At 70.0% G+C, this 23,842-nt stretch carries 21 protein-coding genes; 12 read left to right on the forward strand and 9 right to left on the reverse strand.

All coding sequences use genetic code 11. The features are described from left to right. Nucleotides 1–67 precede the first annotated feature (67 nt). From WA670_RS12475 to WA670_RS12490, 4 genes are all read left to right on the forward strand, one after another. Complete coding sequence (locus tag WA670_RS12475) at nt 68–787, forward strand: IclR family transcriptional regulator (RefSeq protein WP_078870404.1); 720 nt, start codon at nt 68–70, stop codon at nt 785–787. 96 nt (nt 788–883) lie between these two features. Continuing rightward, on the forward strand, nt 884–2,500 hold the full coding sequence (locus WA670_RS12480) for a thiamine pyrophosphate-dependent enzyme (protein WP_336157758.1): 1,617 nt from the start codon (nt 884–886) through the stop codon (nt 2,498–2,500). Next, on the forward strand, nt 2,497–3,957 hold the full coding sequence (locus tag WA670_RS12485; RefSeq protein ID WP_336157759.1) for an aldehyde dehydrogenase family protein: 1,461 nt from the start codon (nt 2,497–2,499) through the stop codon (nt 3,955–3,957). Before WA670_RS12480 ends, WA670_RS12485 begins: the two co-directional genes overlap by 4 nt. 43 nt (nt 3,958–4,000) lie before the next feature. Then, complete coding sequence (locus WA670_RS12490; RefSeq protein ID WP_134661752.1) at nt 4,001–5,257, forward strand: MFS transporter; 1,257 nt, start codon at nt 4,001–4,003, stop codon at nt 5,255–5,257. A gap of 1 nt (nt 5,258) precedes the next feature. On the opposite strand, the gene WA670_RS12495 is transcribed toward WA670_RS12490, so the two are convergent. The 4 genes from WA670_RS12495 to mgtA all read right to left on the reverse strand — a co-directional run bounded on the left by WA670_RS12495 (nt 5,259) and on the right by mgtA (nt 11,640). Further along, nucleotides 5,259–6,539 carry an ABC transporter ATP-binding protein gene (locus tag WA670_RS12495; protein ID WP_336157760.1) on the reverse strand — a complete coding sequence of 427 codons (1,281 nt, stop codon included), beginning with the start codon at nt 6,537–6,539 and terminating at the stop codon, nt 5,259–5,261. Nucleotides 6,540–6,550: 11 nt separating this feature from the next. Then, nucleotides 6,551–8,284, reverse strand: a complete 1,734-nt coding sequence (locus WA670_RS12500) for an ABC transporter permease (protein WP_336157761.1) — start codon at nt 8,282–8,284, stop codon at nt 6,551–6,553. Nucleotides 8,285–8,288: 4 nt separating this feature from the next. Then, nucleotides 8,289–9,008 (reverse strand): MgtC/SapB family protein, encoded by a 720-nt coding sequence (locus WA670_RS12505; protein ID WP_037811423.1) that lies wholly within the window; start codon nt 9,006–9,008, stop codon nt 8,289–8,291. A 64-nt stretch (nt 9,009–9,072) separates the two neighbouring features. Then, complete coding sequence (gene mgtA, locus WA670_RS12510) at nt 9,073–11,640, reverse strand: magnesium-translocating P-type ATPase (protein WP_336157762.1); 2,568 nt, start codon at nt 11,638–11,640, stop codon at nt 9,073–9,075. A gap of 252 nt (nt 11,641–11,892) precedes the next feature. Between mgtA and WA670_RS12515 the strand changes: the two genes are divergently transcribed. The 4 genes from WA670_RS12515 to WA670_RS12530 all read left to right on the forward strand — a co-directional run bounded on the left by WA670_RS12515 (nt 11,893) and on the right by WA670_RS12530 (nt 14,542). Next, nucleotides 11,893–12,252: an ArsR/SmtB family transcription factor gene (locus WA670_RS12515; protein WP_051171745.1), complete on the forward strand. Its 360-nt coding sequence runs from the start codon at nt 11,893–11,895 to the stop codon at nt 12,250–12,252. Between the two features lie 25 nt (nt 12,253–12,277). Beyond that, nucleotides 12,278–13,000, forward strand: a complete 723-nt coding sequence (locus tag WA670_RS12520; protein ID WP_037811430.1) for a DsbA family protein — start codon at nt 12,278–12,280, stop codon at nt 12,998–13,000. A gap of 20 nt (nt 13,001–13,020) precedes the next feature. Beyond that, nucleotides 13,021–13,587 (forward strand): NUDIX domain-containing protein, encoded by a 567-nt coding sequence (locus WA670_RS12525; protein WP_037811434.1) that lies wholly within the window; start codon nt 13,021–13,023, stop codon nt 13,585–13,587. A 139-nt stretch (nt 13,588–13,726) separates the two neighbouring features. Beyond that, a complete protein-coding gene (locus tag WA670_RS12530) occupies nt 13,727–14,542 on the forward strand; it encodes an alpha/beta hydrolase (protein WP_336157763.1) in 816 nt (271 codons plus the stop codon). A gap of 4 nt (nt 14,543–14,546) precedes the next feature. Here the strand turns inward: WA670_RS12530 and WA670_RS12535 are convergent, their stop codons facing one another. Further along, entirely contained in the window at nt 14,547–15,932 is a 1,386-nt protein-coding gene (locus WA670_RS12535; RefSeq protein ID WP_037811438.1) for a helix-turn-helix domain-containing protein, read from the reverse strand. A gap of 184 nt (nt 15,933–16,116) precedes the next feature. Between WA670_RS12535 and WA670_RS12540 the strand changes: the two genes are divergently transcribed. Continuing rightward, the gene (locus tag WA670_RS12540; protein ID WP_336157765.1) at nt 16,117–16,476 is read left to right on the forward strand and encodes a hypothetical protein; all 360 of its coding nucleotides are present in this window, start codon (nt 16,117–16,119) and stop codon (nt 16,474–16,476) included. Nucleotides 16,477–16,587: 111 nt separating this feature from the next. Here the strand turns inward: WA670_RS12540 and WA670_RS12545 are convergent, their stop codons facing one another. Beyond that, nucleotides 16,588–17,424: an NmrA family NAD(P)-binding protein gene (locus WA670_RS12545; protein WP_336157766.1), complete on the reverse strand. Its 837-nt coding sequence runs from the start codon at nt 17,422–17,424 to the stop codon at nt 16,588–16,590. A 130-nt stretch (nt 17,425–17,554) separates the two neighbouring features. Between WA670_RS12545 and WA670_RS12550 the strand changes: the two genes are divergently transcribed. Further along, nucleotides 17,555–18,535 carry an AraC family transcriptional regulator gene (locus WA670_RS12550; protein WP_336157767.1) on the forward strand — a complete coding sequence of 327 codons (981 nt, stop codon included), beginning with the start codon at nt 17,555–17,557 and terminating at the stop codon, nt 18,533–18,535. 11 nt (nt 18,536–18,546) lie between these two features. Here the strand turns inward: WA670_RS12550 and WA670_RS12555 are convergent, their stop codons facing one another. Beyond that, on the reverse strand, nt 18,547–19,029 hold the full coding sequence (locus WA670_RS12555; RefSeq protein ID WP_336157768.1) for a MarR family winged helix-turn-helix transcriptional regulator: 483 nt from the start codon (nt 19,027–19,029) through the stop codon (nt 18,547–18,549). 51 nt (nt 19,030–19,080) lie between these two features. Between WA670_RS12555 and WA670_RS12560 the strand changes: the two genes are divergently transcribed. Continuing rightward, on the forward strand, nt 19,081–19,494 hold the full coding sequence (locus WA670_RS12560; RefSeq protein ID WP_336157769.1) for a nuclear transport factor 2 family protein: 414 nt from the start codon (nt 19,081–19,083) through the stop codon (nt 19,492–19,494). 4 nt (nt 19,495–19,498) lie between these two features. Here WA670_RS12560 and WA670_RS12565 read toward each other — a convergent pair whose 3' ends face one another. Next, the gene (locus WA670_RS12565; protein WP_336157770.1) at nt 19,499–20,356 is read right to left on the reverse strand and encodes a sigma-70 family RNA polymerase sigma factor; all 858 of its coding nucleotides are present in this window, start codon (nt 20,354–20,356) and stop codon (nt 19,499–19,501) included. A gap of 72 nt (nt 20,357–20,428) precedes the next feature. Between WA670_RS12565 and WA670_RS12570 the strand changes: the two genes are divergently transcribed. After that, on the forward strand, nt 20,429–21,112 hold the full coding sequence (locus WA670_RS12570) for an FMN-dependent NADH-azoreductase (protein ID WP_336157771.1): 684 nt from the start codon (nt 20,429–20,431) through the stop codon (nt 21,110–21,112). Here the strand turns inward: WA670_RS12570 and WA670_RS12575 are convergent. Then, nucleotides 21,102–23,741, reverse strand: a complete 2,640-nt coding sequence (locus tag WA670_RS12575) for a glycoside hydrolase family 3 protein (protein WP_336157772.1) — start codon at nt 23,739–23,741, stop codon at nt 21,102–21,104. The two genes, WA670_RS12570 and WA670_RS12575, sit on opposite strands and share 11 nt — an antisense overlap. Nucleotides 23,742–23,842: the final 101 nt, after the last annotated feature.

Consider the following 23,842-nt stretch of genomic DNA (forward strand, 5'->3'; position numbering starts at 1 on the left):
TCCTGTTCCACCGCAGCCCCGGAGGCACGCGATCGCCGGCAACGCCGCCGAACCCGGGCGCACGGTCTTGAGCCGCGCGTTCGCGGTGCTGGATTCGTTTCTTTCCGGCCGACCCGAGCAGACTCACGGCGAGATCACCCGGGCGACCGGGCTCGCGCCTGCCACGGTGCATCGGCTGCTGGCCGAGCTGACCGGGTGGGGCGCGTTGGAGCGCACCGGCCGAGGGCGGTACCGGATCGGGCTTCGGTTGTGGCAGCTCGGGGCGCAGGCACCGGGCGGGCGGGAGCTGCGGGACGTCGCGCTGCCGTTTCTGCAGGATCTGCTGCAGGTGACGCACGAGGTCGTCCATCTGGTCGTGCTGGACGGGGACCGGGCGCTGTATCTGGAAAAGCTCGAAGCGCATCCGGATGTCGTGGTGACCTCGCGGGTCGGGCTGCGGCTTCCGTTGCACGCGGCGGGCCCGGGCAAGGTGCTGCTCGCGCACGCTCCGCCGGAATGTCTCGAAAGCATTCTCGCCGGCGGGCTGGAGCGCAGGGCCAGCGGGACGATCACGGACCCAGCGCGGCTGCGGCAGGTGCTGGCGGAGGTCCGGCTGCAGGGGTTCTGCATCTCCCGCAACGAGATGACCGAGGGCGCGTCGTCGGTCGCGGCTCCGGTGCGCGGGCCCGGCGATCAGGTCGTCGCGGCGATTTCCGTGGTGGTGCCCAGTTGCACGCCGAATCTGTCGCCGCTCGTGCCGGTGGTCCGGATGGCCGCGCTGGGGGTCACGCGGGCGTTGCAAGGCTGAGGAACTTTTCCGCTGAGTGGAAGAGGGGCTGGGCGGCGGAAGATCGAGCCGGGAGACTCCGGACCGCTCGTTGCCGCCACTGCCGAGGAGAAGTCCGTGAGCCCTGCCCCGACCGTTCGCGACGCCGCGTTCGACGTGCTGCGCCGGTTCGGCGCCACGACGGTGTTCGCCAATCCCGGGTCGACCGAGATCGCGCTGCTCACCGACCTGCCCGACGACCTCGAGTTCGTGCTGGCGCTGCACGAGGGTTCGGTGGTCGGCATGGCGACCGGCTGGGCGCTCGCTAACGACCGGCCCGCGGTCGCGATCCTGCATACCACCGCGGGGCTCGGGAACGCGGTCGGCGCGCTCGCGACCGCGCGGGTCAACCGTGCGCCGCTCGTGGTGCTCGTCGGGCAGCAGGACCGCCGCCATCTCGCGCTGGAGCCGTTCCTCACCGGGCATCGGCTCGACGATCTTGCCCGGCCCACGCCGGTGTGGATCGCGGAACCGCCGAGGGCGCAGGACGTTCCGGGTGCGCTCGCCCGCGCCTGGCACGAGGCGCGCGAGCACCGCGGCCCGGCGCTGGTGATCGTGCCGATGGACGACTGGTCGGAGCCGGCGGCCGTGGACGAGCCGCTGCCTGCCCCGGCGAAGCTGGTCCGCGCGAACGCCGCCGAGCCCGCGGTGCTGGCCGAGCTGGCGGAATTCCTCGGTACCGCAACCAATCCGGTAATCGTGACGGGTGCGGGGGCCGACGACGCCGAATCGTGGCGCGGCCTGACCACGCTGGCGGAAAAGCTCGCGTGCCCGGTGTGGCAGGAGGCGTTCGGGGCGCGCGCCGGATTCCCGCAGGACCATCCGCAGTTCGCCGGGCATCTGCCGCCGGGCCGGGAAGGACTGCGGAAAGCGTTGTCCGGACACGACGCGGTGCTGTCGGTCGGCGCACCGGTTTTCCGCCAGTACCCGCGCGAACCGGGACAGCTGACCGAACCGGGCACCCGCATCGCGGTGGTCACGGACGATCCGAACGAAGCGCACCGCAGCCCGGTCGACCTCGCCGTGCTGGCGCGGCCGTCGGCGGTGTGCGGGCCGTTGGCGGAGCTGGTTCCGGCGCGGGAAGCGGGCACCGAAAAGATCGGCCGGACGGTCGAGCTGCCCGGGGCGCCGGAGGCGGGTGCGCCGCTGGGTCCGGACCACGTGTTCGGCCTGCTCGCGCGCCGATTGCCCCAGGACACGGTGCTGGTCGAGGAATCGCCGTCGAGCCGTCCGCTGCTGCACGCGTACGTTCCGGCGCGCGAACCGCTCGGGTTCCTCAGCGCGGCCATGGGCGGGCTGGGCTTCGGCATTCCGGCGGCGATCGGGCTGCGGATGGGCGGGCTGAAGCGCCCGGTGGTCGCGGTGATCGGGGACGGCTCGTCGCTGTACTCGATCCAGTCGTTGTGGAGCGCCGCGCATTACGGCGTCGGCGTTCTCGTGATCGTGCTCTCCAACGGCGGCTACGCGATCATGGACAAACTCGCCGTGCGGCACGGCGAACGCACGGCCGGGGGCGGGAAAGCGCCGTGGCCCGGGTTCGACGAGGTCAGCGTGAGCGGGCTCGCGAAATCGCTCGGCTGCCCGGCACGGCGCGCGGAAACCTACGAAGAACTGGAGTCGGTGTTGAACGAGGTGCTGCCGACGCTGGCCGCGCGCACGGAGCCGCTGGTGCTGGAAGTGGCGGTGACGGCATGACGTTGCTCGGAACCGGATGGCAGGGCCGGATCTTCTCCGGCGGCTGGATCCCCGGCGCGGGCGGGGAATACGACGCGGTCGAACCGGCCACCGGGGCGACGCTGGCCCGGGTCGGCGCGGCGGCTCCGGAGGATGTCGCGAAGGCTGCCGCCGCTGCGCAGGAAGCCCAGCGGGAGTGGGCTGCGAAGCCGTACGACCAACGGGCCCGAGTGCTGCGCCGGGCTGCGCGGCTTTTCGAGGACCACGGCGACGAGATCGACGACTGGCTCGTCCGCGAATCCGGTGCCACACGGGCGTTCGCGCAGTTCCAGACCCGCGCGGTCGCGGCCGAGGAATGCCACGAAGCGGCGGCGCTCGCCGCGCATCCATACGGGGAACTGTTGCGTTCCAGCCAGCCTCGGCTGTCGATGGCGCGCCGGGTTCCGGCCGGAGTGGTCGGCGTGATCTCGCCGTTCAACGCGCCGGTGATCCTCTCCATCCGCGCAATCGCGCCCGCCTTGGCGCTCGGCAACGCGGTGCTGGCGAAGCCCGACCCGCGCACGGCCGTGTGCGGCGGTGTCGTGCTGGCCCGGATCTTCGAGGAAGCCGGTCTGCCCGAAGGCCTGTTCCACCTGCTGCCCGGCGGCGCGGACGTCGGTGCCGCACTGGTCGAGGACCCGCTGGTGCGCGTCATCGCGTTCACCGGCTCGACGAACGCGGGCCGCAAGATCGCCGCGGCGGCGGGGGAGCGGCTCAAGCGCGTGCACCTCGAACTCGGCGGCAACTCGGCGCTCGTCGTGCTCGCGGACGCGGACGTCGAACAGGCCGCGTCGGTCGGCGCGTTCGGTTCGTTCAACCACTCCGGGCAGATCTGCATGGCGACCGGACGCCACCTGGTCGCCGCCGAAATCGCCGACGACTACGCGGCCGCGCTCGCCGAGCACGCGGCCAAGCTGACCGTCGGCAACCCGGCGACCGGCGACGTCGCGCTCGGCCCGCTGATCGACGCGGGACAACGCGACCGCGTGCACTCGGTGGTCACCGGCAGCGCCGAGGCCGGTGCGAAGATCGCGACCGGCGGCACCTACGAGGACCTGTTCTACCGCCCGACCGTCCTCACCGACGTCCCGCTCGCCGCGCCCGCCTACGCCCAGGAGGTGTTCGGCCCGGTCGCCCCGGTCGTGCCGTTCTCCACAGTGGACGAAGCAGTGCGCCTGGCCGGCGGTACCGAGTACGGGCTGTCGCTGGGCATCCTGACCCGGGACGCCGCGCGGGGGCTGGCGCTGGCCGAGCGGATCCCGTCCGGTCTGGTGCACGTCAACGACCAGACGGTCAACGACGAAGCTCTCGCCCCGTTCGGCGGGGTGGGGGATTCGGGAACCGGCTCCCGGCACGGCGGCGCGCAGGCCAACCTGGAGGCGTTCACCGAAACCCAGTGGGTCACCGTGCGCGGCGACCTTCCGCAGTATCCGTTCTAGAAGCAATCCGGCCCAGGTCCCCTCCGACGACGCAGGTGATGACATGACGGTCTCGACTGATCCCCGGGCGCGCCACGCCCGCTGGGTGGCCCCGCTGTGCTGGACGGCGGTGGCGCTCGAAGGGTTCGACCTGGTGGTGCTGGGCGTCGTGCTGCCCGCGCTGCTCAAGGACAAAGCGTGGGGGCTCGACCCCAACACGGCGTCGCTGATCTCCGCGGTCGGGCTGCTCGGCGTGGCGGTCGGCGCGTTCTCGATCGGCCCGCTCAGCGACCTGTTCGGCCGGCGGGGAATGATGCTGCTGACCGTGACCAGCTTCTCGGTCTGCACGCTGCTCTGCGCGTTCGCGAACGGGCCGTGGCTGTTCGGCGTGCTGCGGTTCCTGGCCGGGCTCGGGCTCGGCGGTGTGCTGCCGACGGCGCTGGCGCTGATCACCGAGTACGCGCGGATCGGCCGCGGCGGCAGCGCGACCACCGTGCTGATGACCGGCTACCACGTCGGCGCCGTGCTCACCGCGCTGCTCGGAATCCTGGTGCTGCAACGGCTCGGCTGGCAGTGGATGTTCGTCATCGGGGCCGCGCCTGCGCTGATCCTCGTGCCGCTGATGATGAAGTTCCTGCCCGAATCGAAGGCGCTGGAACGGGCGAAGGAAGCCCGGCGCAACCGCAACCCGCTCGGCGTCCTGTTCCGGCACGGCTACGGCCGCGCGACCATCGCGTTCTGGGTGACGTCGTTCATGGGGCTGCTGCTGGTGTACGGCCTGAACACTTGGCTGCCGCAGATCATGCGCGCGGCGGGCTACGAACTCGGCGCGGCGCTGGCGCTGCTGCTGGTGCTGAACGTCGGCGCGGTGATCGGCCTGCTGGTCGGCGGCCGGGTCGCGGACAAGATCGGCTACCGCCGTTCGACCATCCTGTGGTTCGCCGCGGCGGCGGTGTTCCTGGCGCTGCTGAGCATCAAGCTGCCCGGGGCGAGCGTGTACGCCGGCGTGCTGCTGGCGGGGATCTTCACCTTCAGCTCGCAGGTGCTGGTCTACGTGTACATCGCCCGCGTGTACCCCGCCGAAGCACGCGGCACCGGGCTCGGCGCGGCGAGCGGGATCGGCCGGTTCGGCGCGATGTCCGGGCCGCTGGTGACCGGGCTGCTGCTGTCGGCGGGGCTGGCGTATCCGTGGGGCTTCTACCTGTTCGCGGCGGTGGCGGTGATCGGGGCGCTCGCGATCGCGGCGGTGAACCGGGACCCGGCTCCGGACGCCCCGGCGGACAGCCCGGCGCCGCGCGTGGAGACGGCTCCGGAGAGCTGAGCTATTCGGCGGTCGTCTGGGCGATCCGGTCGCTGTCGGTGTCGTAGTCGAAAAGCTCCGCGTACCGGCCCCAGTCGATCGCCGTGTCCAGTTGCTGCCGGGCGTCGGCGGCGGAGAAACCGCGGCGGAGCAGGTCGAGGAAGAACTCCGCGCGCAACGTGCCGTCCGAACTGGCGGTGAGCGCGTTGACGATCGTGCGGACCAGCGGCGCCCGGTCGCGGACCTGACCGGCGAAGATCTTCTTGCTGGTCTGGATGTCCGCGGTGGTGAAGGCGGTGCCGACCGGGGTCAGGTGCAGGTCCCCGCCCGCCACGAAGAGGAGGTCGAGCAGGGCGGCGGCATCGACGAGCGGCAGCAGGTCGTCGACCTCGAAGCTCAGTTCGGCGGCGAGATCCGGCAGGTCGGCGTGTCCGCCGCGGGCATGCACCAGTTCCACCAGCCCGGCGAGGCCGCCGACCGACGCGGGCGGCAGCGGCCGTGCGGTGGGCGTGGCCTGCGCGGGTTCGACGGCCGCCGGATCGCGTCCGGTCAGCAGGTCGTAGAGCCGCTCGACCAGCGCGGCGAACGCGGGGGATTTGCGGTCGCGCGGCCGGGCGAGGTCGATCTCCACTTCCGCGCGCAGCTTCCCGGGGTTGGCGCCGAGGACCAGCACGCGGTCGGCGAGCAGTACTGCCTCCTCGATGTTGTGCGTGACGATGCAGACGGCCTTGGTAGGGAAATCGGCGCGCTGCCACAGGCTCATCAGTTCGGTACGCAGGTTTTCCGCGGTCAGCACGTCGAGCGCGGAGAACGGTTCGTCCATCAGCAGGACATCCGGTTCGAGCACGAGCGCGCGGGCGAAGCCGACGCGTTGCCGCATCCCGCCGGAAAGTTCCTTGGGGTATGCGGATTCGAAACCGTCGAGGCCGATCAGGTCGATCGCCTGCAATGCACGGTCGCGGCGGGCTTTCGGCGGGATGCCGCGCGCGGCGAGGCCGAGTTCGACGTTGTCCTGCACGGTCAGCCACGGCATCAGCGCGAACGTCTGGAACACCATCGCGGTGCCCGGATTGGCGCCGTCGAGTTCTTCGCCGCGATAACGCACGGTGCCGCGGGTCGGGCCGATCAGCCCGGCGATCGTGCGCAGCAGCGTCGATTTCCCGCTGCCCGACCGGCCGAGCAGCGCGACGATCTCGCCCGCGCGCAGGTCGAGCGTGAGGTCGTCGAGGACGCGCAGTTCGTCGCCCGCCGAACCGGGGAAGCTCTTGCTGACGTGCTCGACGGAAACGAGGACTTCGGACATGAGGATACCTTTCAGGACAGGGAGAACCGGCGTTCGGCGATGCGGTACAGCCGCCGCCAGAAGAGCCGGTTGAGGCCGACGACGTACAGGCTCATCACCGCGACGCCGAGCAGGATCCGCCCGGAGTCGCCGGCGCCGGTGGCGTCGGCGATGTACGCGCCGAGGCCGGTCGCGGTGAGCGTGACCCCGTTGTAGGACACGATTTCCGCGACGATGGAGGCGTTCCACGCGCCGCCCGCCGCGGTGATCCCACCGGTGACGTAGCTCGGGAAGATCGCGGGCAGCACGAGCCGACGCCACCACAGCGCTCGCGGCAGCCGCAGGTTCGCCGACGCCTCGCGCAGGTCGTGCGGAATGGCCGAAGCGCCCGCGATGACGTTGAACAGGATGTACCACTGGGCGCCGAGGCTCATCAGCAGGATGCCGCCCCAGTCCAGGGAAATCCCGGTCGCCACGAGCACGGCGGTGATCAGCGGGAACAGGAAGTTCGCCGGGAACGACGCGAGCACCTGCACGACCGGCTGGGCGAGCCGCGACACCCGCGGGTTCATCCCGATCCACACGCCGATCGGCACCCACACGAGCGTGCCGACGACCACCAGCGTCACCACCCGTGCGAACGTGATCAGGCCGAGCAGCAGCACGTGCCCGATCTCGCCGTATCCGGTGGTCTCGCCGATGAACAGCACCATGCGCACCGCGCCGTAGAGGATCAGCCCGAAAACCACGACGCTGAACACGATGTCCGCGGCGCGCCGGCGGGCGGGGGAGAACCGCAGCGGGTACTCGGCGAGCCCGAAAACCGCCAGCGCGCGGTCGAGCGGGAACACCAGTTTGCCGAGCACCCGGCCGAGCAGTGCCGGGATCCGCGAGCGGCGCAGCAGGTCGAGTACCAGGCTGCGAGGTGCCTCGGCGGCTTCGGAGTTTTCGATGCGGAACCGCTCCGACCACGCGGTGAGCGGTCGCCAGAACAGCACGTTCACACCGACGACCAGGACCACCATCGCACCGACGGCCAGCAGCACCTTGCCGAGATCGCCCTCTTCGGAAGCGGTCGCGACGTACGCGCCGATTCCGGGCAGCGCGAACTTCTGGTTGTTGACGCTGAGCGCTTCGGAGGCGGTGAGGAAGAACCAGCCGCCGCCGAAGCTCATCATGCCGTTCCAGACCAGCGGGATCAGGCCGCTCGGCACGTCGACGCGCCAGAACCGCTGCCAGCGGGACAGCCGCAGCAGCCGGGACGCCTCGTCGAGGTCGCGCGGCTGCGAGACCAGCGAATGGTGGAACGCGAAGGTCATGTTCCACGCCTGCGAGGTGAAGATCGCGAAGATCGACGCGCATTCCAGGCCCAGTTGCGAGCCGGGGAACAGCGCGATGAACCCGGTGATCGTCACCGACAGGAACCCGAGCACCGGCACCGACTGCAGGATGTCGAGTGCGGGAAGCAGGATCTTTTCCGTGCGCCGCAGCCGGGCCGCCGCGGTCGCGTAGACGAAGGTGAATCCGACCGACAGCACGAGCGCGACGAACATCCGCAGCAGCGAACGTCCGGCGTAGTAAGGGAGTTCGGCCGGATCAGTGGACACTGTGGACGGTGCGGTCGCCGGAGTCCACGCCGTGGCGGCACCGTGCGCGAGCCGCACGATCAGCCACAACGCCGCGGCGGCGCCGAGGAACACCGCCACGTCGGCGACCGTGCGGCGCGGCCGGACGAGCGCGCCGCGGGTGGGGAAGGTACGCAGCATTGGTCTAGTTCTCGCTGTCCTGGTCGGTGTAGGAGAGTTCGGCTTGCCAGCGCACGCTGGTCACCGACGGCTCCATGGACAGCCGGCTCACCGCCGACTCCATTTGCTTGTCGTCGCGCTGATCGGCGGACAGTTCGGCGCGCACCTGCACCTGCCCGGCGGTGTCGGTATTGGTGCTGGTGACCGATTGCAGCGCGAAATCAGTGCGTGCCAACGCCTGCACGAGCAACGCGCGCACGTGCGCTTCGGAATCGTCCTTGGTCACCGCCAGGAAGGTGTACGACGTCGGGGTTTCGCGGCCGGTCGCCGGACGACGGTCGACCACGCGGCCGAGCGGGCGCAGCGCGATGTTCACCGCCATCACCACGGCGGTGCCCGCGCCAGCGGCTGTGTACAGCCCGGCTCCGGCGAGCGCGCCCACCGCGGCGGAGCACCACAATGTCGCCGCTGTGTTGAGCCCGCGCACGGTCAATCCTTCGCGTAGAATCACGCCCGCGCCGAGAAAACCGATTCCGGAAACAATTTGCGCGGCAACCCGGGTGGGGTCGGCGCTCGCTCCGCTGAAACCGTGCGCGGACAGCAGCACGAACAGCGTCGCACCGGCCGCGACCAGCGCGTTCGTCCGCAAGCCGGCCATCCGGGCACGGTATTGGCGTTCAAATCCGATCACTGTGCCGAGGCCCACTCCGGCGCCAAGGCGCAGCAACATCTCCGCAGTCGTCATCTGCGCTCCCACTGGTTGGTGCGAAAAGTTCAGAAATAGTCGGGAAAAACCGGAAAAAGGACGGTTACCACCACGCACGCTGGCGTGCGTAACCGCGTTTCGCTACTTGGGCGGCCAGCGCGTACCCGGCCAGCACGAGCACCAGCCACAGCAGGTAGCTGGCGGGCAGCGCCTGCATGCGCAACGGTCCGGCGAGCGGCGACAGCGGCACCAGCAAACCGACGAGCGCGGCGGCTGCCGTCGCCAGCACGACCGGGCGGCTGGCGCGCAGGGGAGTGCCGCGTCCGCGCAGGACGAGCACGACCAGCAGCTGCGAGAGCAGCCCCTCGACGAACCAGCCGGTCTGGAAGAGCAGCGGGTCCGCGCCCGCGCCGAAGACGTGCCACAGCACGGCGAACGTCGCGAGGTCGAACAGCGACGACAGCGGACCGAACACGAGCATGAAGCCGGTCAGCCCGCGAGCGTCCCAGCGGCGCGGTTCGCTGAGGTAGTCCTCGTCCACCCGGTCCCACGCGAGCGCGAGCTGAGCCAGGTCGTAGAGCAGGTTCGACACCACGAGCTGGATCGGCAGGATGGGCAGGAACGGCAGGAACGCGCTCGCGGCGAGCACCGACAGCACGTTGCCGAAGTTCGACGCGGCGGTGATGTTGACGTACTTCAGCGTGTTGCCGAGCGTCCGCCGTCCTTCGGCCACGCCGCGGGCGAGCACGCCGAGGTCGCGTTCCAGCAGCACCAGGTCCGCCGCGTCCTTCGCCGCGTCGGTGGCGGTGTCCGGAGCGATCCCGACGTCGGCGGTGCGCAGCGCGGTGACGTCGTTGACGCCGTCGCCGACAAAACCGACCGCCCGGCCGTTCTCGCGCAACGCGGTGACCACGCGGGCCTTGTGCGCTGGCGTGAGCTTCGCGAAGACGGTGGTGTCCTTGACGATTTCGCGCAGTTCGGCGTCGTCTGCCGCTTCGACCTGGCGGCCGAGCACGACCTCGCCGACCGGGATTCCCGCCGAATCCGCGACGCGCGCGGCCACGTGCCGGTTGTCGCCGGTCAGCACCTTCAGCGCGACCCCTTGCTCGCCAAGGGTTTTCACCGCGTTGACGACGCCGTCGCGGACCGGGTCGACGAATCCCACGAAACCGACGAGGATCATCTCGTTCTCGTCAGTTTCGTCAAATCCGCCGAGCCTGGGTTCGACTTCCCGCGCGGCCACCGCGAGCACCCGCATGCCGTGTTCGGCGTACGCGCGCACCAGTTCTTCCGCGCCGATGCGGGCGGCGTCGTCGAATTCGGCGACGACGCCGTCGCGGCGCGCGTGGCTGCAGCGCGGCAGGATCTCGTCCGGGTCGCCCTTGCTGATCAGCAGGTGCTCGCTGCCGCGCCGGACCACGACACTGGCCCGGCGGCGCGCGTGGTCGAAGCCGATCTCGGCGACGCCGGTGAACAGCGCGTCGGCGACCAGGTCGGCTTCGCCGTCGAACAGCGGCTCGATCGCCTCGTCCAGCCGGTCGTGCCGGTCGGTCTGGAAGCGCACCGCGAGGCCCGCGTACTCGGCCGCTTCGCCGTCCGGGCTGCCGGAGTAGTCGACGCTGTGCGCGTAGGCGATCCGGTCCTCGGTGAGGGTGCCGGTCTTGTCGACGCACAACACGTCCATCGCGGCGAGATCCTGGATGGCGTTGAGCCGCTTGACAATCACCTGCCGCCGGGACAGCGCGGCCGCGCCTCGCGCGAGGTTCGTGGTGACGATGACCGGCAGCATCTCCGGCGTGAGACCGACCGCGACGGCGACCGCGAACATCCCGGCCTGCGCCCAGTCCCCGGTGACTGTGCCGTTGACGACGAGCACGACCGGCACCATCACCAGCATGAACCGCACGAGCGTCCATCCGACGCGGCGCACGCCGGCGTCGAAGCTGGATTCCGCGCGCGGCTCGGCGGATTGCTGGGCGAGCGCGCCGAAGTAGGTTTCGCTGCCCGTTGCGGCGACCACGGCGGTCGCGGTTCCGCCGACCACCGACGTGCCCGCGAAGCCGAGCGCGGGCGTCTCGACGAGTTCGTGTTCCTCGTGCTTACCGGGCCGGGGTGCCTGCTTCGCGACCGGCAGCGCCTCGCCGGACAGCGCGGACTGGTCGACCACGAAGTCTTTGGCAGCGACAATGCGCACGTCAGCCGGGATCACGTCGCCGGGCCCGAGCAGCACGACGTCTCCCGGGACGAGGTCTCCCGTGGGCACCTCGCGTTCGCTGCCGGGAAACTCCACGGCCGCGCGCCGACGCACGGTGACAGTGGTGGTGATCTGATCGCGAACCGCGCTGATCGCACGCTCGGACCGGGACTGCTGCCAGAAGCGGAGGCCGATGCTGAGCACGACCATCACGCCGACGGTCACCGCGCCGCGAATGTCGCCGACGCCAGCGAAAACCACGCCGAGCGCGGTCAGCAACGCGACGAACGGGCTCCGCGCGGCAGCCCGGAAACGGACGGGCGCGCGGTCCGTGCCGTCGATGCGGTTCTCGCCGAAGCGGCGCAACCGTTCGGCCGCCTCGTTTTCGGTGAGGCCTTTGGGCGAGCTGTCGAGATTCCGGAAAAGAGTGAGCACCGGCGCGTCGCCGTGGGCGCGCAGGGCGGGAAAGCGGGTCATCGGTCGTCCCCTCGAGGTCTGCTGGGCGGCAGCGGACCGCGCGGGGTGCGTCCGGACCTAGATGGCTGCCGGGGTTCCCGCACGGTCGTGCCGACTACTTCCTTCGCCGGTCACCCGGCTCACCTCCTCCGCAAGACTCATCGGCCGGCGTCAGCGCGCCGGCCGGGGACCAGTAGAGCGCAGATCACGAAAACAGTCAAACACTTGTGCAAGTGATGGGGGCTAAGTCACGCTGAGAGCCCACCCGAGAGGATGTCCGTCGTGTCCACCCCATCCCAGCCCCCGCTGGAACCGCTCCCCGCCGACCTGCTGCAAGACGCCGCCGCGACGTTCGGCCTGCTCTCCGCGACCGTGCGGCTGCACCTGCTGTGGCTGCTGTCGCACGGGGAGCGCGACGTCGGCACGCTCGCCGAGGAGACCGGCCAGACCGTGCCGACCGCCAGCCACCACCTGGGCAAACTCAAACTCGCCGGCCTCGTCCGCGCCCGTCGCGAGGGGAAGCGGCAGGTCTATGTGCTCGACGATCCGCACGTGCGGCACATCGTCCAGCTGGCGGTGCAGCATCACCAGGAACTGTCCGGCGAGGCCGGGCGGCGCAGCAAGGGCGCTTGAGCTTTCCGGGACGTAGAGTCGGGCCATGGCCGAGCTGAACTTCTACTTCGATCCGGTGTGCCCGTTCGCGTGGATGACCAGCAAGTGGGTCCGCCAAGTCGCCCGCCAGCGCTCGTACTCGGTGGACTGGCGGTTCATCTCGCTGCGGTTGCTGAACGCCCATCTGGACTACTCGACGCACTTCCCGCCGGAGTACGACGCTTCGCACACGTCGGGCCTGCGGTTGCTCCGCCTGGCAGCCGCGGTGCGCGCCTCACAAGGCCGCGAGGCGGTCGGTCCGCTCTACGAGGCGCTGGGGGAGCAGAACTTCGAAAGCGGTCTGGTCGAGGACACCGCCGAGGCCCGGGCCGCGCACAGCACCCGCTCGGCGGCTGCGACGGCCCTTGCGCGCGCTGGCCTTCCGACAGACCTCGCGGACGCGGTCGACGATGCTGCGTGGGACGCGGAGATCCAGCGGGAGACGGACGAAGCCCTTTCGCTGACCGGGAAGGACGTCGGGACGCCGATCCTGCACTTCCAGCCGCCAGAGGGAGTCGCGTTCTTCGGGCCGGTGATCAGCCGCTTGCCGTCTGATGAGGAGGCGGTGGAGCTGTGGGACCACGTGGTGGGGTTGGCGGCGTTCCCGGGCTTCGCCGAGCTGAAGCGGAGTCTGCGGGAGATGCCGCAGCTGCCGTCGTTCGGGGTGGGGGCGGGGGAGACCGGTCGGGAACAGGATTGGCATGGCGGGAGCCGGAGGCTGAAGAAGTAGGTGCTGGGTAGGGTCGCGTTATGGACCCGGCTCGGCCGCCCGAGGCCACCAAGTGGACGATCCGCGGAGAACGCGTAGTCGACGACACGCGGCGCTTGCGGCTCAGCGTGGCCTCGGTCGAACTGCCGGACGGCGTGACCTTCGAGCAGTACGTCATGCGGATGCCGAAGGCCGCGATGATGGTGGTCCTCGACGATCACGGCACGTCGGTGCTGATGATGTGGCGGCATCGCTGGATCTTCGACCGGTGGGTGTGGGAACTGCCCGGGGGATACGTCGACCCGGACGAGAACCCGGCGATCACGGCGGCGCGCGAGGTCGAAGAGGAGACGGGGTGGCGGCCTCGCACGAGAGAGCCGCTGGCTTCGCTTCAGCCGAACGTCGGCATCGCCGACAACGAAAATCTCCTTTTCCTGTCCAGGGGCGCGGAGTACATCGGCGGCGAGGTCGACGTCAACGAGGCGGAGCGGGTGGCGTGGGTGCCCTTGTCGTCTGTGCGTGAGCGGATCGCGAGGGGCGAGATTCTTGGCGCTTCGTCGCAGGTCGGTCTGCTTCATGTGATCGCGTTTCCCCCGGACGCGCGCTAAATCGGACGGCCAACTCCGCCCGTCCACCCGTCGCAGCTGATCACGGCAACTGTCGACTTCGTTACACCGTCGGACAATTTCATCCCCCGAACGCGCGAACCTGACACACTGGGAGGTGACGACAACTCCGGGAGTGTCCATGTCGCGCGACAGCTATCGGACAGTTCGTACACCGGACGGCCTCACCCTGGCCAGCACCCTCACCGAGCCGGACGGCAGAGTTCGCCGGGCGGTGCTGCTCGTGCAAGGGGCGAGCGTCACCCGCGAGGAAGGCGGCTTCTTCACTCGCCTCGCCGACCACCTGGCCGAGGCCGGCATAGCGTCGCTGAGAATCGACCTTCCCGGGCATGGCGAAAGCGAAGGCCGCCAGGAAGATCTGACGCTTTTCGCGCTGCTCAACGTGATCCGGGCCAGCATTGAGCACCTTTCCACCGCCGTCCCGGGAGTGCGGACCTCGCTCGCAGCGGCCAGTTTCTCCGGCGGCGTCGCGGCGTACTACGCGGCCAAGCGACCGGACGACGTCGAGCGGCTCGTCCTGTTCAACCCCCTCATCGACTACCGCGCGCGGTTCATCGAGGAGAAGTCCGCGTGGTCGGCGGACGGCTACCTCGACGACCACGGCGCCGCCGATCTCAAACAGCAGGGCTATCTCGGTCACGGGCCTGGCTTCCGGCTCGGCCGCGCGCTGCTCAACGAAGCGTTCTGGTTCGAGTCGCGCGAAAACCTGCCGCGCATCACCGCGCCGACGCTGATTGTGCACGGCACCAAGGACACGTTCGTCCCCGTCGAGTCGTCGCGGGCCGCGGATCGGGAGCTGACCTGCGAACACCGGCTGCTCCAGCTCGACGGGGCGCAGCACGGCTTCGCGGTCCACGACGATCCCGGGTACGCCGATCCGCAGACCCAAGCGTGGCAACGGCAGGTGATCGGCGAAGTCCGGGAATGGCTTCGCTGACGGGTCAGCCGTTGAGCGCCTCGCGCAATTCCCGGACGTCCGGGCGGTTGTGCCACGGCTTCAGCACTTCCACGACCCGGCGGAGTTCTTCCTTGGTGCGCCGGGAGTTCGTTTCCGCAGCTCGCTGCGCGGAAATGAGGCCGGTTTTGGCTGCTTGGTCCGGTTCGCCGGAAAGGGCCAGCGAGTTTGCCATGAGGGACAGGAAGAAACCGTAGTCGCGCCGGGAGAATTGGGTTTCCTTCAACGTTTTCTCGTACAACTCGACCGACCGGCGCGGTTCGCCCGCTTCGGTGTAGCAGATCGCGGTCTGCATATTCAGGAGAGTCGCGTTGAAGTGCGCGCCGAGGGGCGATTCGGCCGGTCCGGCGTCGTCCAGCAGTTTCCATGCGACGTCGAGGGTGCGGTTGACCTGATCGGCCGACGCGCCGAGCATCGCCTCCGCGCGGGCTTCCTGCTGGGCGGCTTCAGCCTGCAGCCGCCGGGGGAGCGACCAGGGGCCGTTGCGCACCGCCCTGGTGAGGATGAGCATCCGCCGCGGATCGCGTTCGTCGTAGGCGACCTGGGCTTTCTTGAGCAGAATGTAGCCCTGCATCGTGCCGTCGCCCGCCGCCTGCGCCCATTCCATCGCGCGGTCGTGCCAGTACAGCGAATCTTCCATTTGCCTGCGGTCGCGGTAGAGCCAGCCGGCGAACTCCGCGCCCTCCGAGCCGATTCGCAGCAGGTCCCGCTGATCCTCGGGCGCCGCGTCGCGGGCGATGCGGTCGATGATGTCCAGCACGCCCAGCGTCATCGGGAGCGTTTTGGCCGGACCGCGTTCGCCGTCCTCGTATTTGTACTGGTCGAGCTGCCGCCGGAAATAGTGCGTGACGGTTTTGTCCATGTACCGCCGGGGATTCTCCAGCGCTCGCGCGACGTGCTCGGCGCTGCCTATTCCCAGCGCGGGCAAAGCCGCGACCGGCAGGCCGTTCTTGAGCAGTGAGCGGCGACTGAGCGGGCTCATGGCGTCCCATTCTGTGGTCGGAACCGCTGGCGGGGCCGCGTCGCCGGGTGCGGGCACGAGCCGGGCGAGGACGCTGGCCGCGACGGTCGCCCGGTCCAGCGGCAGCGCGACCGGACGCCCGTCCACGACGACGGGCAGCAGGACGCTCGGCGCTCCCGGCGGCCTGCGGAGGTCCGCCGGGGTGCCTTCCCGGAGCAGTTCCTCCAGCCGGGCGGGGCTGATGCGCAGCAGCCGGGCGAGCCGGTCGCGGCGGTGCGGACGCGGCTCGGACCGGCCGGATTCCCAGGCGCGGATGCTTTTTTCGTCGGCGGGCAGCAGCGCGGCGAGCTTTTCTTGCGTCAGGTTCGCCGCTTTGCGTGCCCGGACAAGTCCTTCTCGCCGTTCGCCCATGGGCGACACCCCTTCGCAACAACGCGGGGTCGCTAGGTTACCGCAGGTCACCGTGTGCGGGGCAAGACGATTCGCTCGGTTGCCGCCCGCTTTTCGCCCGGTTTGCTGGCTGGTCCAGGCCACTGGCCGGCCCCATGGTGGGGAGGCACCGCGAAGACGCTTCCGCAGCTGAGAGGTGGATCGCATGAAGGCGGCAGCGACGCTCGGCGAGGCGGCCCGCACCGGCCATCCGGCGGTGGTCATCGGATGTTGCGTGCTCTTGCTGCTGGTACTGCTCTCGATGTGGCTCTGGCACGCACGCCGGCCGGTGCCGCCCCCGCGCGGGAAGCTGACCGTCCGCGACCTCCAGGCCCGGCTCGACTACGAGGTCCAGGCCGAGATCGAACAAGCCCGGCTGGCCGAATTCCGCCGGACGGCCGAGGAGGCCGCCGCCGAACGCGCCGACGAGGACACCGACGTCATCCCGAAAGTCGACGACACCGTTTCGCGGGAGGCCGACAACCCGCGAAAAGGGGAAAAACCCGATGAAGCTCGGTGCGGTTAGGAGCGTCCCGCCCATCGCTCACCGCACCGTTATGCCTGCCCCAGCCTGGCGCGGCACGCCACCTCCCCTGGGCTGGGGCAGGCCTCATCGACGCGGGCCAGACTCGCCGAATCAACGCCACAAGGCCGCCGCGGCGCTGGCGTAGTCGGCGAAGGAGACCGGCGGCCGGCCGGTGATCCGCTGGACGTCGTCGGTCACGTCGGCGGCCCAGTCGTTGCGGATGCCTTCGTACATGGCGGCGTAGAAGTCGGCGACCGGGCCGGGCGTGCCCCCGCGGAGCAAGGCGTCGCGGAACTCGGCCGGGTCCATCGCCTGGTACCGCACCGGTTTTCCCGCGGCAGCGCCCACGATCGCGGTCATGTCCGAAAAGGACAGTGAATCGGGTCCGGTCAGCGAATAGGTCTTGTGCTGATGCCCGTCCTCGGTCAGGGCGGCCGCGGCCGCGGCGGCGATGTCCTCGACGGAGATCGGCGCGACCCGGCCGTCGCCCGCGGGAACCGCGACTACCCCGGTGCGGATTCCGCGCAGGATCGCGGGGTGTTCGGAGAAGTTCTCGGCGAAGACGTTGGGGCGCAGAATGGTCGCGGGCACCGGTCCCGTTTCGAGGAGCCGCTCGGCCTCGTCCAGCGGGAAGCCCTCGCCGGCCAGCCGCGCCGTCGTCGTCGACAGGTGGACCACCCGGCGAACCCCGGCGCTCTTGGCGTCGTCCAGCAGCGCCGCGACCTCCGTCGTGGGGTCGGGACTGATCGGAAGCCACTGGTAGATCGCGTCCACGCCGTCCAGCGCGGGCGGGTACGTCGCCGGGTCGCTCCAGTCGAACCGGACCGGCGTCGCCGAACCCTCCGGTCTTCCCGGGACCCGGACCGTGTGCCCCTGCTCGGCCAGCAACGACACCACCCGGCGTCCGGTGCGGCCGGCCGCGCCGAGGACAAGAACTGTGGTAGGCACGCGTTCCTCGCAAGGTAGGGTCGAATCGGCAACCACCTCACCGTATGAACGGGTTATCGACGCGCGCCATGACAGCTCTCGACAGATTCATATCCGTTCAGTGCGACGGCGGAGCGAATCGGGTATGGCGATGCCGGTGAAAGCGGTCGGCCGTGACCACGTGGCGGACGTCGTGGGCGATATCGTTGCCGCCCTCCGGCGCGGCGGCGTCGTCTACGGCCGGGCGTTGCTGCGGGCCCCTTGGGGCCTCGCGTTCGAGTCGCGCTCGATCGCCACGATCTACGTCGTGATCGCCGGTTCCTGCGTGCTCGTCCCCGACGGCGGAGAGGCGCTGCATCTCGCCCAGGGGGATGTCGCGTTGCTCCCGTCCGGCGCTGGACACGTCGTGGCCGACACTCCAGGCCGGTCAGCTCGCACCGTGCGCGAACTGTTCGGCGCCGACCTGGAGGAGCTGTCGGCCACCGACCTCGTCATCGAGGGCGACGGTCCCGAGACCGTCCTGGTCTGCGGCGCGTACCTGCTCGAACCTTCGCCGCAGCACCCGTTCCTGGCATCTTTGCCCGACGTCGTGCGTGTCACGGCGAGCCAGATGCGCGGCACCTCCCTTGCCGCCGCCGTCCAGCTGCTCACCACCGAGGTCGACCACGCCGGCCGCGGCACGCCCGCCGTGGTGGCCTCGCTGCTCGACCTGCTGTTCACCTACACCCTGAGATCCTGGTTCCTCGGCCAGCCCGACCAGTTGGCCGGGTGGGCCCGCGCGCTCCACGACCCGGCGGTCGGCCCCGCGCTCGCGCTCTTGCACGACGATCCCGGCAAACCCTGGACCGTGGAGGCACTCGCGCACTCCGTCGGCGTTCCGCGGGCCCGGTTCAGCCGCCGATTCGCGTCGACAACCGGGCACACCCCGATGGAGTACCTCGGCATCTGGCGGATGACCGTGGCCGCCCGCCTGCTGCGCGAGGGCCAAGCCCCGCTGCGGCAGATCGCCCGGAAGGTGGGTTACGACTCGGAATTCGCGTTCGCGCGTGCTTTCAAACGGGTCGTCGGTCAGGCTCCCGGTCGTTATCGCGCGATGCACCGTCGCGACGAGGGCACCGCCGATACGCGGTGATGACGGCAGGTTTATTCGCTTGGCAGGGCGGCGCGACGCGCGATCACGTCCGCGGTTCCGCCTGTCGCTTCGAGCACGCGAGCCAGGACTAGCCGAGCCGCTTCGGCAGCGTCCTTGCCCGCCGATTTCGTCAGCCGCGCATCGAGTTGCTGCCGTATCCGGCGGCTGTCGTCGACGAGCCGCCAACCGCGGTCGGTGAGCTGGGCCCGGCGCACCCGGCTGTCGGCGGGATCCGGCACTCGCGCGACATAGCCGAGCCGCTCCAGTTCGAGAAGGTGCTTCGAGGCCGCCTGCTGGGTGACGCCGAGAAGACCGGCTAGTTCGGAAACGGTGGGCGACCGGTCGATCAGGTGCTGGATCACGTACCCGTGGGAGTTGCGCACGCCGGGGTGGCCCGCCTCGTGCAGTTCCTCCAGGATCGCCCGGTTCGCGGAACTGCCCGCCAGCCAGGCGAGGGTGGCGAGGTCGAGATCGGCCAGGTCCAGGGGGGTCACGGTGCCTACCATGCAATTGACAACCAATGTTGTACAATTATAGTTGTTCTTATGGCCAGCGACCCGGTTGCCCTTGCGACGTCTCTGCTGCGGGCGCTCGAGGCCGGGCAGTGCGGCGAGAATCTCCGGAAGTACTTCGCCCCGACGGCGTCGACCGTCGAGCATCCGAACCTGCTCAAGCCCGCGGGCGCTCGCGCCACCCTGGATCAGATGCTCGCGGCGTCGGAGTTCGGTGCCGGATTGATGTCGAGCCAGCGGTACGACGTGCGCTCGGCCGCGGCGGTGGGGGACACCGCGATCCTTCGCCTCACCTGGAGCGGGGTGATCGCGCGTGCCGCGGGCCCGTTCCGTCGCGGCGACGAACTCGTCGCGCACATCGCCCAGTTCGTCGAGACCGCCGACGGCCTGATCACCTCGATCGAGACCTTCGACTGCTACGAACCGTTCGACACCCAAGTCGTATAACGCCCTATACGCCATCGCAGGAGAGCGTAGCGATCTCCATCCCCGCCAACCGCTCGGCGCTCACCACTACCTCATACGCGCAGAGAAGACCCGCGCGAACCTCGATCCTCAGCACCCCTACCAACCGTCCGGCGGGAGCGAGCACCAGCCCGACATCCCCGTCGATCAGCGCGAGTTCAGCCAACCGCGCAGTCCCGGCGAACAGCTTCGTCCCCTGCGCGACCTCGTCCGCCCCGCGCAACACCGCGGCAGCTCCCGGCGGCAGCATCGCCGGATCGGTGCGCCGCACGACATCCGGAGCGAGCACGGTCAGCAACGTCGCCATGTCCCCGCCCCGGGCCGCTGCCAAGAACGCCGTCACCACTTCTCGGTGCTCAGCCAGCTCCGCCACCGCCACGACAGGTTCCCCGCGCACCCGCAATCGCGCGCGGCTGGCGAGTTTCTTGGCGGTCGCGGGCGTCCGGTCGAGGATCGGGCCGACCGCGTCGAACGGCACCGCGAACAGGTCGTGCAGCACGAACGCCACCCGTTCGGGCGGGGCGAGCCGGTCCAGGACCACCAGCAGCGCCCGCCCGACCTCGCCGGCCAGCAGGATCTCGTCCTCGGGCACAGCGCCGCCGGCGGCGTCAGGCACCGCGGAGACGGGCGTTTCGCGGCGGGCGCGCAGGGCGTCCAGGCACAGCCGGGACACCGCCGTGGTGAGCCAGCCGCCGAGGTTGTCGACGCCGGACGTGCGATTCAGCCGCAGCCACGACTCCTGCACGACGTCCTCGGCCTCGGCCGCGGAACCCAGCATGCGGTAGGCCAGGGCGTGCAGCCGCGGGCGCTCGTCCTCGAAGCGCCGCGCCAGTGCGTCGTCCATCGGTCACCTTTTCCCGTCTCGATCCGTCATGGGAGTGCCGGCCCGAGGACCAAGGACGAGGAGAGGAACCGGATGACCGTCATGCTAGCGCCCTTGCTGCACGTCGATTCGAGCGCCGACCGCGAGGCGTCGGTGAGCAGGCAGCTGGGCGCGTTGTTCGCCGACGAGTGGCGGAGCGGCGGCGGGACCGTGCGGCACCGCGACGTGTCCGCCGAACCCGTGCCGCCGCTGCGCGAGGCGTACGCGCGGCTCGGCCGCCGGGTGGAACGCAAGGGAGTGCTGTCGCTGGAAGACATCGCGACGCTGATCGCGGACGCCGACGAACAGCGCGAATGGGACCTGACGCTGCCGCTGGTGAACGAGGTGCGCGAAGCCCGCGCCGTGCTGATCGGGGTGCCGATGTACAACTTCGGCGTGCCCGCGACGCTCAAGGCGTGGATCGACCGGATCAGCTTCCCCGGCGTGTTCGCCGATCCGGAAACCGGCCGGAAACTGCTGGCGGACAAGGACTTCGTGGTCGTGAATGCTCGCGGCGGCGGATACGGGCCCGGCACGCCGCGCGAGGCGTTCGAGTTCCAGGAGTCGTATCTGCGCGCCTACCTCGCCGACAAGGGCGTGGAGCGGCTGACGTTCGTGTCCCAGGAGTTCACCCGGGTCGGCGACGTCCCCGCGCTGGACGGGCTCGAGGACCTGGCCGCCGCGTCGCGCGCGGCGGCCAGGTCCCGGGTCGTCGAGCTGGCGCGGGCTATCCGGTGAGGTCGGAGCACTTCCGCGCGTCCGGATCCTTCGCCCCGCCGGGCGACCACCGCACGTTCGCGAACGACGCGGAGAACGGGCCGTCGGTGTAGACGAGGAACGGCGTGTCGATGCTCTCGAAGTCCAGCCCGCTCGCGAAGCAGGACAACGGGATCTTCACCGTCGACTTCTGCCCGGCGGGCAGATCGCCGAACAGCTTCGTCGCGTTGACCTCCGACGAGCACGGATAGACGCAGTGCAGGCTGACGACGGTCCGGTTCACCGGCGGCGAATGCACGATCACGTCGAACTCGAGCGCGCCGTCGGCGTTGGGGTATCCGCGCAGGTCGTCAGTGCCGCCGGGATGCTGCGAATACAGCTGTGCCGCGCCGGTGCCGGTCCACGTCGCCTTCAGACCGTCGCCCTGGACGTTGACGTCGGCCGGGACCACGGTGATCTCCGGATGCGAAGCGGTGCCGTCCGCGCCGATCTCGGTGCCGCCCCAGTTCGACGCCGAACCGATGAAACTCTTGTACGGCGCGACATCCGTGCGGTCGTAGATCGGCAGGTCCTCGGTCGCGGTGCCGCCGCCGTCGGTCGCACCGCAGCGGGCCGGGCCCTCGGTCTCGTCGAGTTTGCCGACGGTGGTCCGCTGGTTCGAGGTGAGGCCGTAGCCGAGCTTGAACAGCGGGTCGTAGCCGGGACTCCACGGGTTGAGCGGCGTCTGGCAGGCACTCTTCGGCCACGAGTAGGACAGCTTGCCGCGGTATCCGCCGTGGTCCTTGCCGCGCACCAGCATGTCCGCGACGCCGCCGCCTTCAGTGCCGGGCAGCCAGGCGGCGACGAACGCGTCGGAACGGTTGAGTTCCTTGTTGACGTACAGCGGGCGGCCGCTGACGTACACCGTCACCACCGGAGTGCCCTTGCCGCTGACTTTGTCCAGCACCGCAAGGTCTTCCGGATACAGCTTCGCCGCTTCAAGGCTCTTCCGCTGCAGATCGCCGACGCCTTCCGCGTACGGAGTCTCGCCGACAACAGCGATGACCGCGTCATAACCCTTGGGGTCGACGGTGCCTGTGGGGTCGAAGGTGACGTTGGCGAGATCCTCCTTGAGCCCAGCGAGGATCGAGGTCGCTCCGGGGAAGTCCGCGTTGGTGTTCCCGGTGCCCTGCCAGGTCAGCGTCCAGCCGCCGGTCTGGTTCGAGATGCTGTCCGCGCTCTTGCCGACCACGAGCACCTTCGCGTTGCGCGCCAAGGGAAGCACGTTGCCGTTGTTCTTGAGCAGCGTCTGCGACTTCCGCACCGCGTCGCGCGCGAGTGCCTTGTCCGTCAACGCGTCCGGCGAACCGGCGTACCAGCGCTGCGAAGGCTTGCGCTCCTCGAACAGCCCAGCGCGCATTTTGACCCGCAGGATCCGGGTGACCGCGTCGTCGATGCGGGACATCGGGATCTCGCCCCCGCGCACCTGCGCGACCGTGGTGGCGATGAAGTCTTTCCAGTCGTTCGGGACCATCACGACGTCGATGCCCGCGTTGATCGCGCGCGGGCAGCTGGAGTTGGTGCAGCCGGTCACCTGGCCGATGCCGTTCCAGTCCGACACGACGAGGCCGTCGAAGCCCATCTTGCCCTTGAGGATCTGGTTGAGGACCTTGTCGCTGCCGTGGATCTTGCCCTCGTTGATGCCGAGGTCGGGGTTGGTCCAGCTGTTGAACGACGCCATGACCGTCTGCGCGCCCGCGGCGAGCGCGCCGTAGTAGCCCTGGCCGTGCAGGTTGATCATGTCCGCTTCCGACGAAGCGTTCACGCCCTGGTCCTGGCCGTTGGTCGTGCCGCCGTCGCCGATGAAGTGCTTGGCGGTGCCGATCACGCCGTTCGCGCCGATGCGCAGGCGGGCCCCGGCTTGCAGACCGTTCATGGCCTCGTACCCGTAGGCGCGGGTGATGCGCGGGTCCTCGGAGAAGCCTTCGTACGTACGGCCCCAGCGGTCGTCCTGCACGACGGCGAGAGTCGGCGCGAACGCCCAGTCCTGGCCGGTCGCGCGGATCTGCCGTGCGGTCGAGTTCTCGACATCGCGCACCAGGCACGGATCGTGCGCCGCGCCGAGCGCGATGTTCTGCGGGAAAACAGTGGAGCCGTACACATTGTTATTCCCGTGCACGGCATCTATGCCCCAAATTACCGGAATCTTTGTCCTCGTGGCCTTGGCCGCGTCCCAATAGGAATCCGCGAGCTTGAGCCAGTCCTGCTGGCCGGCGTGCTTGTTCCCGCCCGGCCACGAGCCGCCGCCGTTGAGCACCGACCCGATCGAGTACTGGGTGACCTCGGCCGGCGTGATCGCGGCGATCTCGGGCTGGGTCATCTGCCCGACTTTTTCCTCCAGCGACATGCCGGAGACGATCTGCCTGATCCGCCATTCGTCGACCGGGTTCTTCGGCATCGCGCTGCGCACCTTGGGCCAGTCGGCCAGCTGGGGCAGCGAGTCTTCGATGCGGGCGCACCCGTTGCGGTCGAGCGCGGGACGGCCGATCTCCGGCTGGCGCGGGGGAGGGGCGGCCTGGGCGGTCTGGGCGGGAACGAGCCCGCCCAGGAGGACGAGCGCGGCGAGCGCGACCCGGTTCCGGGCGCGCGGGGAACGTGGAGGTCTGGCCATCGACAGTCCGTTCTGCGGAGGGCGGCCCGGAGCGGGCCCGGTGATCCTGACCGGGCAAACCGGACTCCGTCAATCCGCCGACCGCAGTGGTTCAGTCCAAT

The sequence above is a fragment of the Amycolatopsis sp. VC5-11 genome (assembly GCF_037034185.1).
GTDB lineage: Bacteria > Actinomycetota > Actinomycetes > Mycobacteriales > Pseudonocardiaceae > Amycolatopsis > Amycolatopsis nivea.

Coding starts and splice junctions, on each gene's coding strand:
- WA670_RS12485 (WP_336157759.1), top strand. CDS start 2,497: ATGACGTTGCTCGGAACCGGATGGCAGGGCCGGATCTTCTCCGGCGGC.
- WA670_RS12490 (WP_134661752.1), top strand. CDS start 4,001: ATGACGGTCTCGACTGATCCCCGGGCGCGCCACGCCCGCTGGGTGGCC.
- WA670_RS12495 (WP_336157760.1), bottom strand. CDS start 6,539: ATGTCCGAAGTCCTCGTTTCCGTCGAGCACGTCAGCAAGAGCTTCCCC.
- WA670_RS12500 (WP_336157761.1), bottom strand. CDS start 8,284: ATGCTGCGTACCTTCCCCACCCGCGGCGCGCTCGTCCGGCCGCGCCGC.
- WA670_RS12505 (WP_037811423.1), bottom strand. CDS start 9,008: ATGACGACTGCGGAGATGTTGCTGCGCCTTGGCGCCGGAGTGGGCCTC.
- mgtA (WP_336157762.1), bottom strand. CDS start 11,640: ATGACCCGCTTTCCCGCCCTGCGCGCCCACGGCGACGCGCCGGTGCTC.
- WA670_RS12515 (WP_051171745.1), top strand. CDS start 11,893: ATGTCCGTCGTGTCCACCCCATCCCAGCCCCCGCTGGAACCGCTCCCC.
- WA670_RS12520 (WP_037811430.1), top strand. CDS start 12,278: ATGGCCGAGCTGAACTTCTACTTCGATCCGGTGTGCCCGTTCGCGTGG.
- WA670_RS12525 (WP_037811434.1), top strand. CDS start 13,021: ATGGACCCGGCTCGGCCGCCCGAGGCCACCAAGTGGACGATCCGCGGA.
- WA670_RS12530 (WP_336157763.1), top strand. CDS start 13,727: ATGTCGCGCGACAGCTATCGGACAGTTCGTACACCGGACGGCCTCACC.
- WA670_RS12535 (WP_037811438.1), bottom strand. CDS start 15,932: ATGGGCGAACGGCGAGAAGGACTTGTCCGGGCACGCAAAGCGGCGAAC.
- WA670_RS12540 (WP_336157765.1), top strand. CDS start 16,117: ATGAAGGCGGCAGCGACGCTCGGCGAGGCGGCCCGCACCGGCCATCCG.
- WA670_RS12550 (WP_336157767.1), top strand. CDS start 17,555: ATGCCGGTGAAAGCGGTCGGCCGTGACCACGTGGCGGACGTCGTGGGC.
- WA670_RS12560 (WP_336157769.1), top strand. CDS start 19,081: ATGGCCAGCGACCCGGTTGCCCTTGCGACGTCTCTGCTGCGGGCGCTC.
- WA670_RS12565 (WP_336157770.1), bottom strand. CDS start 20,356: ATGGACGACGCACTGGCGCGGCGCTTCGAGGACGAGCGCCCGCGGCTG.
- WA670_RS12570 (WP_336157771.1), top strand. CDS start 20,429: ATGACCGTCATGCTAGCGCCCTTGCTGCACGTCGATTCGAGCGCCGAC.
- WA670_RS12575 (WP_336157772.1), bottom strand. CDS start 23,741: ATGGCCAGACCTCCACGTTCCCCGCGCGCCCGGAACCGGGTCGCGCTC.